This window comes from Proteus sp. HMSC14B05 (assembly GCF_001808035.1).
GTDB lineage: Bacteria > Pseudomonadota > Gammaproteobacteria > Enterobacterales > Enterobacteriaceae > Proteus > Proteus mirabilis.
Genome location: NZ_KV791957.1, coordinates 20,977 through 32,274 on the forward strand (window position 1 = coordinate 20,977; position 11,298 = coordinate 32,274).

At 38.0% G+C, this 11,298-nt stretch carries 8 protein-coding genes; 5 read left to right on the forward strand and 3 right to left on the reverse strand.

All coding sequences use genetic code 11. The annotated features are described in order from the left end of the window. Window positions 1-2 precede the first annotated feature (2 nt). The 3 genes from ppk1 (at window position 3) to mgtE (ending at window position 5,320) form a co-directional block, all read left to right on the forward strand. Complete coding sequence (ppk1, locus tag HMPREF3129_RS00475) at window positions 3-2,084, forward strand: polyphosphate kinase 1 (RefSeq protein WP_004243437.1); 2,082 nt, start codon at window positions 3-5, stop codon at window positions 2,082-2,084. A gap of 3 nt (window positions 2,085-2,087) precedes the next feature. After that, window positions 2,088-3,623, forward strand: coding sequence for an exopolyphosphatase (gene ppx / locus HMPREF3129_RS00480; RefSeq protein WP_004243438.1), 1,536 nt, complete (start codon window positions 2,088-2,090; stop codon window positions 3,621-3,623). 233 nt (window positions 3,624-3,856) lie between these two features. Then, entirely contained in the window at window positions 3,857-5,320 is a 1,464-nt protein-coding gene (gene mgtE, locus HMPREF3129_RS00485; protein WP_004248289.1) for a magnesium transporter, read from the forward strand. Between the two features lie 63 nt (window positions 5,321-5,383). Here mgtE and HMPREF3129_RS00490 read toward each other — a convergent pair whose 3' ends face one another. Next, window positions 5,384-5,605 (reverse strand): hypothetical protein, encoded by a 222-nt coding sequence (locus HMPREF3129_RS00490; protein WP_036895187.1) that lies wholly within the window; start codon window positions 5,603-5,605, stop codon window positions 5,384-5,386. 765 nt (window positions 5,606-6,370) lie between these two features. Between HMPREF3129_RS00490 and HMPREF3129_RS00495 the strand changes: the two genes are divergently transcribed. Both HMPREF3129_RS00495 and HMPREF3129_RS00500 read left to right on the forward strand, forming a co-directional pair. Next, entirely contained in the window at window positions 6,371-7,744 is a 1,374-nt protein-coding gene (locus tag HMPREF3129_RS00495) for an MFS transporter (protein ID WP_004248292.1), read from the forward strand. Window positions 7,745-7,958: 214 nt separating this feature from the next. After that, window positions 7,959-8,639 carry an RES domain-containing protein gene (locus tag HMPREF3129_RS00500; RefSeq protein ID WP_004248293.1) on the forward strand — a complete coding sequence of 227 codons (681 nt, stop codon included), beginning with the start codon at window positions 7,959-7,961 and terminating at the stop codon, window positions 8,637-8,639. 7 nt (window positions 8,640-8,646) lie between these two features. Here the strand turns inward: HMPREF3129_RS00500 and HMPREF3129_RS00505 are convergent, their stop codons facing one another. Beyond that, window positions 8,647-9,276 carry a helix-turn-helix domain-containing protein gene (locus HMPREF3129_RS00505; RefSeq protein ID WP_004248294.1) on the reverse strand — a complete coding sequence of 210 codons (630 nt, stop codon included), beginning with the start codon at window positions 9,274-9,276 and terminating at the stop codon, window positions 8,647-8,649. Between the two features lie 184 nt (window positions 9,277-9,460). Beyond that, complete coding sequence (gene dtpA, locus HMPREF3129_RS00510) at window positions 9,461-10,927, reverse strand: dipeptide/tripeptide permease DtpA (protein WP_004243443.1); 1,467 nt, start codon at window positions 10,925-10,927, stop codon at window positions 9,461-9,463. Window positions 10,928-11,298: the final 371 nt, after the last annotated feature.

Sequence of the window (11,298 nt, forward strand, 5' to 3'; positions counted from 1 at the left end):
AGATGTCCCAAGAACGACTCTATATTGATAAAGAGATCAGCTGGCTTGCGTTTAACGAGCGAGTATTGCAAGAGGCGGCAGATAAACGTAACCCGCTAATCGAAAGGGTCAGGTTTTTGGGGATCTATTCAAATAATCTTGATGAGTTTTATAAAGTTCGCTTTGCGGATGTAAAACGGCGTATTTTAATTAATGAGGAGCGCGGCTCACGCTCTGGCTCCAGTCACGCTCGTCATTTAATTAAAAAAATCCAATCTAAAGTTGCCAAAGCCGACCAAGAATTCGACGCACTGTATAACGACTTGCTTTTAGAAATGGCGCGTAATCAGATTTTTTTAATCAATGAACGGCAAATCTCACCTAATCAACAAATTTGGTTACGCCAATATTTTCGCCAAAACTTAAGAAAACATATCACGCCGATCCTTATCAACCCTGAAACTAATTTGGTTGAGTTTTTAAAAGATGACTACACATATTTAGCCGTTGAAATTGCTCAGGGGCAAACTATTCACTACGCTTTGTTAGAGATCCCCTCCGATAAAGTCCCTCGTTTTGTTATTTTGCCCACAGAACAAGGCCGAGGTAAGAAAAAGTCAATGATCTTGCTGGATAATATCTTACGCTATTGTCTTGATGAAATTTTTAAAGGCTTCTTTGACTATGATTCTTTAAATGCTTATTCCATGAAAATGACACGTGATGCTGAATATGATTTAGCCACTGAAATGGAATCCAGCTTATTAGAAATGATGTCATCTACCTTAAAACAACGTCTTACCGCTGAGCCTGTTCGTTTTGTCTACCAACGTGATATGCCCGATGAAATGGTTGCTTTACTGCGTAGCAAATTAGGTTTATCTAATAATGACTCGGTCATTGCTGGTGGGCGTTATCACAACTTTAAAGACTTTATTAATTTTCCTAATGAGGGTAGTAAGTTTCTATTAAATAAACCTATTCCTCGTTTACGGCATGTTTGGTTTGATAATTTCCGTAATGGCTTTGATGCGATCCGTGAACGTGATGTGTTACTTTATTATCCTTATCATACCTTTGAGCATGTATTGGAATTATTACGCCAAGCGTCTTTTGATCCCAGTGTTATTTCGATAAAAATCAATATCTATCGCGTAGCAAAAGACTCTCGGATTATCGATTCGATGATCCACGCCGCCCACAATGGTAAGCGTGTCACTGTGGTCGTTGAATTACAAGCTCGCTTTGATGAAGCCGCGAATATACATTGGGCTAAACGCTTAACCGAAGCTGGCGTCCACGTTATCTTTTCAGCGCCCGGCTTAAAAATTCATGCGAAATTATTTATTATTTCTCGTTTGGAAGAAGGCGAGATCATTCGCTATGCGCATATTGGTACTGGGAATTTTAATGAAAAAACCGCACGCCTTTATACCGATTATTCTCTGTTAACCGCGAATACAGAAATTAATAATGAAGTACGTCGAGTGTTCAATTTTATTGAAAACCCTTATCGTCCGGTGACTTTTGAACATTTAATGGTATCACCGCAAAACTCACGTATTTTGTTAAACCAGTTGATCACAAATGAAATTCACAATGCTCAAGCGGGGCACCCTGCGGGTATTACCTTAAAAGTTAACAATTTAGTCGATGAAGAGTTAGTTAATCGTCTTTATGATGCCTCACAAGCAGGTGTTAAAATCCGCCTATTAGTACGCGGTATGTGCTCTTTAGTCCCTAATCAGCCCGATTTTAGTGAAAATATTCAGGTCACCAGTATTGTTGACCGCTTTTTAGAGCATGATCGTGTTTATGTCTTTACCAATAAAGGGGATGAGAAAATTTTCCTATCATCCGCAGACTGGATGACTCGTAACCTTGATTATCGTATTGAAGTTGCCGTACCACTACTCGACCCTCAGCTAAAACAGCGTATTTTGGATATTCTTGAGATCCAGTTTAATGATACTGTAAAAGCACGATATTTAGATAAAGATCTAACAAATAGCTATGTTCCTCGAGGAAATAAACGTAAGATCCGCGCCCAACTTGCTGTATATGAATACCTTAAATCATTAGAACAACCAGGATCACGAGCGTAATCAATGCCTTTATTACAAGATGACTCTTCTTCACCACGTCCTTTAGAAATTGCGGCTATAGACCTTGGTTCTAATAGTTTTCATATGATCATAGCCCGTGTTGTCAATGGTGCCTTACAGGTATTAAGTCGTTTAAAACAACGGGTATATCTTGCCGATGGCCTTGATGATAATGATAAACTCAGTGAAGAAGCAATGTTGCGGGGGCTTTCTGCACTTTCCCTTTTTGCTGAAAGGTTACAGGGATTTCCAGCAGAAAATGTCACTGTGGTCGGTACACATACGTTACGGGTTGCTAGCAATGCCAAAGTCTTTTTGCAACGCGCAAAAGAGGTGATGCCCTATCCTATTGAAATTATTTCTGGTCACGAAGAAGCACGCCTGATCTTTATGGGCGTTGAGCATACGCAATCTGAAAAAGGGCGTAAGCTAGTGATTGATATTGGTGGAGGCTCTACCGAATTAGTGATCGGAGAAAATTTTGAACCCATCTTGATCGAAAGCCAGCGTATGGGTTGTGTCAGTTTTAGCCGTCAATTTTTCCCGAACCAAAAAATTAGCGAATCCGCTTTTCGTAAAGCACGCGAAAAAGCAGCACGTAAAATGGAAAAAATTGCTTGGCAATATAAAATGACCGGCTGGGATGTCGCATTAGGCGCATCGGGTACTATCAAGGCTGCACATGAAATTTTGGTTGAGTTTGGTGAAAAAGATGGTGTGATCACCCCTGAACGCCTATTAATGTTGACCAAACAGGTACTACGGTTTAAAAAATTTAAGGATATCACCCTACCGGGATTATCCGATGAGCGTAAACACAGTTTTGTACCTGGTTTAGCCATTTTATGCGGTATTTTCGATACCCTAGGCTTAAAGGCTCTCCATTTATCTGATGGTGCATTACGTGAAGGTGTATTGTATGAAATGGAAGGCCGTTTTCGTCATCAAGATATTCGCCAGCGTACCGCCAAAAGTCTTGCTGAACACTATAATATCGATCGTGAACAAGCTAAGCGCGTCCTCACCACAATGCAATCACTGTATGCTCAGTGGGCGGAACAAAATCCTAAACTGGTTCGTCCTGATCTAGAAGCGATTTTAGTATGGGCGGTGATGTTGCATGAAGTGGGATTAAGTATCAATTTAAGTGGTTTGCATCGTCATTCTGCTTATATTCTTTCGAATACAGATTTACCCGGTTTTAATCAAGAACAACAACAATTATTAACTACATTAGTTCGTTATCATCGCAAAGCAATTAAGTTTGATGAGTTACCTAAATTTAATCTATATAAAAAGAAACAGTATTATCCATTAGTACAAATACTTAGGTTAGCAACACTACTTAATAATCAGCGTCAATCAACCACTAAACCGGTTTCTTTACGTTTAGTGACCGATGATAATCACTGGACACTCTATTTTCCTAAAAATTATCTTGCCGATAACACATTGATGGAACTGGATTTAGAAAAAGAACAGGAGCATTGGCAGGCCGTTCCAGGCTGGAAACTGGATATAAAAGAGGAATCTGCTTAACAATATGATATTATACAGAAAAAGACGCGGTATAATGCGTCTTTTGTTGCATTTATCATACAACAACTATCACATAACAACGTAAGGTTTGATTTGTGACGATAATATGAAAATACCCAATGTAATATTTTCAAGATCGCTATTTTTTTATATGGAGAAGACCGATAATCATCCTAAAATGGAATAATGAATACTAATGGTTATCTCCCTCGTAAGAATTAAAAAGGAATAACATGTCTCAATCAGCTATCAATAATGATACTGCGGCTGCCATCAATCCATATTCACAAAAAGTGGCACACCTGCGTCAACAAATTCTGAACATCTTTCTTGAAGATGACCGTTTTGTTGAAACAGTGTTAGGTGAAGCAAGTGAAAGTGATAGGCTGAGCCACCATGAACTTCATGAAAAAATCACCACTGTTAGAGAATTACTACAAGATCTACACGCGGCAGATATTGCAGATATTCTTGAAGCCCTTCCCTATGATGAACGTTTAGCCCTATGGCATTTGGTTGATAATAATGAGCGTGGTGCGGTTTTAGTCGAAGCCTCTGTCGCCGTTTGGGACAGCCTAATTAAAGATATGACGGATCGTGAATTATTACGCTCAGTCGCTTCTTTGCATGTGGATGAACAGGCCTATATTGCGGAGCATTTACCCCGTGATACCATGCGTCGTCTTTTGACCTATTTAGAACCAAGTCTGCGTAATAGGATCAGAGAAGTCCTGCAATATCCGAAGGATAGTGTTGGACAGATGATGGATTTTGAGTTTGTCACCGTGCGTGGCAACGTAACATTAAAAACGGTTCAACGTTATTTACGCCAACGTGGCTCTATTCCTGAAGCCACGGATAAAATTTTCGTTATTGATAATGCCAATCATCTGTTAGGTGAATTACCCTTAACCACAGTATTAACCCAGTCGCCGGATAAACGGGTCTCTGATGTCATGAAAACCGATACTGTCAGCTTTATGCCCGAAGAGAAAGGCGAAGATGCAGCGGGTGCGTTCGAACGTTATGACTTAATTTCGGCTGCAGTTGTTGATAGTAATGGCCTGTTAATGGGACGTTTAACCGTTGAAGATATCGTCGATAATATGCATGAAGAGAGCGATACCAACATTCGTCGTATGGGGGGGTTAAGCCCAGAAGAGGATGTATTCGCCCCTGTCGGGCAAGCGGTTAAAACACGTTGGACATGGCTTGCTATCAACTTATGTACTGCTTTTGTCGCTTCTCGTGTTATCGGTGTGTTTGAGCATACCATTTCCCAATTAGTCGCCTTAGCAACTTTAATGCCCATTGTTGCAGGTATTGGGGGAAATACCGGTAACCAAACCATTACTATGATTGTGCGTGCATTAGCACTACATCAAATTCAGACTGGTAGTTTCTCGTTCTTAATTTTAAGAGAGTTAGGTGTTGCCCTTATCAACGGTATTGTTTGGGGGGGAATAATGGGAGTTGTAACTTACTTCCTTTATGGTGATATTGCGATGGGCGCCGTAATGACAATGGCCATGGTACTCAACCTATTAATGGCTGCCTTGATGGGAGTATTAATACCGATGACCATGATAAAACTGGGTAAAGATCCGGCTATTGGCTCAAGTGTGATGATCACCGCGATCACCGATACTGGTGGCTTCTTTATTTTCTTAGGCCTAGCCACTATTTTCTTAGTTTAATAAAACAGATAAAAACGCCACTGTAGAGTACATCACAGTGGCGTTTTTGTTTTTATAGATTTTTTAGGTTGTTGTTGAAAGAAAGTAATAGACCAGTAGTAATGCGACAACAAGCGATACCATAAACGTTCTTCTTACCGCAACACTGACTGATAAATTATCTTGTTGCAGACTCCCATACAGCGTTTTTTTTAGTAGCAGACTACTAGCTAAAGCGACAACAAACACAGATGCAAATAGCACAATCGCGGCTAACAACACCGCACTTATCGAAATTGAATTCATCACTCCCCCTGCTATATCCACCGACATCTGATGTAATTATAACCAGATAATGACGCTTTGAGATGATTTTTGCTGTTTTTCCCTATTTATCATTTAACTATTTAAAATCTATATTTTAAATAAAAATGCGTAACCACGCTTACAATAACCATATTGATTGACATTTAATATCAATAATTTTCAATTTTAAGAAATTTAAAACCAATGAACAACTAGATTCATTTTAGATGAATACCCTAAAAACAATACTAATAACAGGTTATATTGCTACAAAACATCAATATTTATTAATTAATAATCTAATTATTATTTAATTCACAAGAAATAATAAATTAAAATAACGCTAATTTTATTATTTAATTCAATTTAGAAAAATTGAAATGATATTCAATAAATAGTTTTTTTAACCATAACTAATAAATGAAAATAAAGGTAAGAACAAAACCTCTAATTTTATTAAAAAACTACACAAGAAAATAAAAACCGTCCTAAAAATCACAAAACAAACAAAACTTAGCATTAAAAACTACAGATGCTCACAATGACAACTTATCAGATTGTTTTATTTTATGCTCTTTACTTCATAAAGAGCTTCCTGATATAACTATTTACATCATTACAATATTATTCTTTCTTGTATAAAAGACGATAAATAACTTTTTAACGTTATTTATTGCCACCTTTGTGATCAACTTTTTTAAGAATTTTATTGATGGTTTGGTTATTTACTCTTTTTTATCACGATGATTAATATAGGTTGTTATTATGACATCACAATCACACTCCACTCAGCCGTTGAGTCAACCTACGGCAAGACCTTTAAACCGCAACGACTATAAAACGTTGGGTTTATCCTCACTAGGAGGAACATTGGAGTTCTATGATTTCGTGATCTTCGTGTTCTTTACGAAAACATTGAGCCATTTATTCTTTCCTGGTGATAACGCTTTTATCGCTCAGATGCAGACATTAGGTATTTTTGCTGCCGGTTATCTTGCTCGTCCTTTAGGTGGCATCATTATGGCTCACTATGGCGATATTATCGGCCGTAAACGTATGTTTACCTTAAGTATCTTTTTAATGGCTGTACCTACTTTGGTGATTGGCTTATTACCTACCTATGCCAGCATCGGTGTGGCTGCACCGTTATTGCTGTTATTGATGCGTATTATGCAAGGAGCGGCTATCGGTGGTGAAATGCCCGGGGCTTGGGTATTTATTGCCGAACACACCCCGAAACAGCGTTATGGCTTAGGGGTGGGTACCTTAACATCCGGTATTACTGGTGGCATCTTATTAGGCTCTATCGTCGCTATTATTGTACAACGCAGCTATAGCGCTCAAGAAGTGAATGATTTTGCATGGCGAATTCCCTTTATTTTAGGTGGCATATTTGGCTTGATCTCGGTTTATTTACGTCGTTTTTTACAAGAAACACCTATCTTTAAAGAGATGGCGGCTAAAAAAGCCTTAGCACAAGAAATGCCGGTGGTTTCGGTTATCAAAAACCATAAACAAGCCTGCTTAATTACTGCAGCATTAACATGGTCTTTATCTACAGCTATTGTTGTTACTATTTTGATGACACCCAGTGTCATTGTTGAAGGGATCTACAAAATAGACAGAACAACATCGTTAGAAGCTAACTGTGTTGCCACCTTAACGCTGACCTTAGGATGTATCTTCTGGGGCTGGTTGGGGGATAAATTAGGAACCCGTGCATCCATGACCTTATCATGGGGTGGATTAATTGTTACCGCATTCCATTTTTATGGAAGCTTAGATGCCAATATGTCTGGTATCCAATTAGCATTTAACTATGGTTTGATGGGCTTTTTTGTCGGTGCAATTGCCACAACGCCAATTGTGAGTACTAGAGCATTTCCTCCTTCAATTCGTTTTTCTGGCCTCTCTTTTGCTTATAATATGGCCTATGCCGTATTTGGTGGCTTAACGCCAATGTTAACGGGTGCTTGGTTGGAAAAAACGGCAATGGCAGGAGCTTATTATGTTGCAGCTGTTTCTGCATTAGCCATTGTTATCGCATTCTTACCTTTAGCTTATAAAGGCTGGATCGCGGTAAACACCAGCTCACGGGAAAAAGAGATAGCATTGCAAGTTGATAAAGTCGCTAGTTAATCGTTGCTAGCAAGAAATATTTTACTCTCCTTAGAATTTATTATTCACAACAACACCACCCTAATAGGTGGTGTTGTTGCATCAATATAATTAATCTAATCACTGTAGTTTATCTGAATTTAATCTTGTTATATATCAATCAATTGATAATACACAATTTGCTCTTTACCCTGTTAAAGAATATTTTTATATCGCAGGGAGTGCTTAAAGCTAAATGGTTAACAAAAAAAATTTGCATAAAGAATTGGCACAATTAGAAGCCGAAGGTCATATCCCCTATAAAATCCAAGAGGAAAACCAGCAAAAAAGATGGCAATGGAAACATTACACGTCAGGAGTGCACTATTTTGCACCTACAGATCCATTAGAAATGGGTCGCTACAATGATCCAACAGGCATAACGGGAATATGCTATACCGCTGATTATGCAGTTGTAGCTATTGCTGAATCATTAGGACGTCACTATCAACATAATAAGGCTTTTATTTTAGGTCTTAGTGATCTAAAAAAAGCTCAGATATACACACTTGCAACTACACGTAAAACAAAACTTATTGATATACCAAAGTTACAGGGCATATTGCATATCACTGCAGACCAAGTCATGGGGAAAAGTTATGACATTACTCAGAATATTGTTGATTGGGCAGCCAATACCCCAGGGCTTGATTATGATGGTATAACCTACTCTTCAAGGCATTACTATGGAATGTGTACAGCCTTTTGGTGTAGAAAACATATTATCCCTCCTCTTGTTGATATTTCTCACTGCTCCCTTGATTTATACACAGATTGTAAAAAAGAAAATTTTCCGCAAAATTGGCCCTATCAAGACATTACAGGACTTGAGATCATTACTGAAACATTACATTTTAAGATCAACGATAATGAGTAGATTTTTATTAGTTTGAAATATGTTTTCCAAAAAGTTTAGCTTGATGAATAATTTCTTGCATTTGTTCACTCATGCGTCCATATTTTTTAAGCGCATCAATAACATTAATATCTTGTTCATCCTCAAAAAAATACATACTCGTTAAAAATGATACTTTTGTTGTTGAGCTTAAACTATCCAATAAAATTAAGATCTCATCTAATCCATCCACTAATCGATTACCATCAAATTGAAAAATAGGTAATCGATATTCTCCTCCCACTTTAACCGCTAATAGTTTATTAGCCTTTAACCGATTATTAATCGTTTGACGTTTTACTCCCAAAATAGCTGCAGCTTGGCTAGCTCTACATGTGCCTCCAAGCTCTTTTAGCCGTTCAGAAAACTTAATAGCGCCTTCGTTTAAACGGGCTATTTTACGTTGTTCTCTTGGTGAAATTGCAGACGAACGTATCAGTTGAGTTTCAAAAATTAACTGAGCCAATTCGTTATCACTCATTTTTAAAGCACTTGCTAAACTTTTCTTCTCTGCTAATTCATTAACCAATTCTTTTGTAAGAACAGTCATTCTTTCTAGAACAGCCACTCTCTCTACCGATAATTGTTGTGATGTTCGTTTTTGTATTACGCTGTTCATACCCACCTCTCTTTTACATTTTATTCATTATATAGTGAGTAAAGTGTATAAAACAAGTATAAATAAAAAACAACATTATCAAGTACTATAGATATTTTTTGTTAAAATTAACTTTATTTTTAAATAGATATAAAAAAGGATGCCCTAAGGCATCCTTTTATTGTCTGACAATAAATTTCACATATTACTGTGTCATTTTACTCAGCATAGGGGCAGTAAATAGCATTAACAGTGCAATAACACCTGTTACGATACCTATTTGTAAAAATACACTGCTATAAATTTCTAATGATGCGTGTGCATTTTGTACGTCTTCAGGAACGGCCATTAAGCTTGCCACTTTACCAGCAATAATTGCAGCTGCCGCAGATGTTAAGAACCATGCGCCCATAATAAAGCCCATTAAACGCTGTGGCACTAGTTGGGCCACCATCGCAAGACCTAATCCTGAGATCATCAGCTCACCAATACTTTGAAAGCCATAACTGGCAACAAGCCACCATGATGAAACGATACCAGCTTCATTTGCCATACTCGCCCCCAATGGTAATACTAAGAATGCAGTTGCACTCAAAAACATTCCCACTGTGAATTTATAAGGCATGGGTAATTTATCACCCATAAAGTTATATATAGCAGCCAATAATGGACTAGCTAGCATGATCCAAAATGGGTTAAGTGATTGAAATTGCTCTGGCTCAACACTAAAGCCTAAAATAGCGTGTTCAACATTATGGATTGCAAAAAAGTTTAATGATGTTGGCATTTGATCATAAAGAACAAAAAATACCACGGCTTCCACCATCAGTAAGAAAGCGACGATCATTTTACGCCGTGCAACCCCTTTCATCATAAAAGTTTCACGGGCAAAAATCAGGATAATACCTAATGAAATAATCGCTAAAGACCATGTTGCCACTTCATTATTATGTAATAACCACGTTGATACTGCCGTTAAAGCAACAATCCCCACCAGCGTTAATAACAGTTTCAGGTAGTTTAGTGGCTCAAAGTCAGGCCTAGAGCCTTTATCTTTGATCCAACCGCGACATAGCATAAAGTTTGCCAGTGTGATCAACATCCCCACCACACTTAATGCGAAAGCGACATCCCAACCATAATTCGCCGCTAACCATGGTGTCGCTAACATGGATAAAAATGATCCCACATTAATCGACATATAGTACATGGTAAATGCACCATCTAATTGTGGATCATCTTTCTCATAACAGGTGGCTAATAAAGAGGAAGGATTGGCTTTAAATAAACCATTACCCACCGCAATAGTGGCTAATCCCCAGTAAATCATATCTTTATCATGATCGGAGAAAGCAACCATGGCATAACCAATTGCCAGCACAATAGCCCCTAGGACAATAACCCTTTTTGTCCCGAGAATTTTATCGCCAAGCCAGCCACCAATTGCCACAAAGCCATAAACTAATGCGGTAAATGCGGCAAAAACAGTGATAGCTTCCGCCTCACTCATACCCAGCATTTTAACCAGATAAACGGCCATGATCCCTTGTAAGCCGTAATATCCAAAACGTTCCCATAATTCGATTGAGAAGATGAGATAAAATGCACGAGGCTGTTTAAACGCATTCAGACTCGGTTTCTGTTCATCTTCAGGTGTGTTTGCAGTTGACACTAAAAACCTCTAGTTATTCTATTATGCCCTTATTTTTGGGCTGCTTTTACCAAAAACATTGTGATTCAAGACAGAGTTAAAGCGCGGTGTTATTCATACTGAATTGTTATTCTTAACAAAGAGTTCAACACAGAGAAAAACAAGGTTGGCATTCTATCACCGGAAAGAATAATTATCTAAGAATTATAACTAACTATTGCGTTTTATCATAGTTGACGCCATTTGTACAAAATAGTTATGCGTTCAAAAAATCAACAAACAAAATAACTCACTGATTATTAATCATTTATTTTATGCTGGTTTATTCATCATCACTATTTGACATCCTCCACGCCCCAAAGGACGTGGATCCCTACTGCGTTCAGACTGAT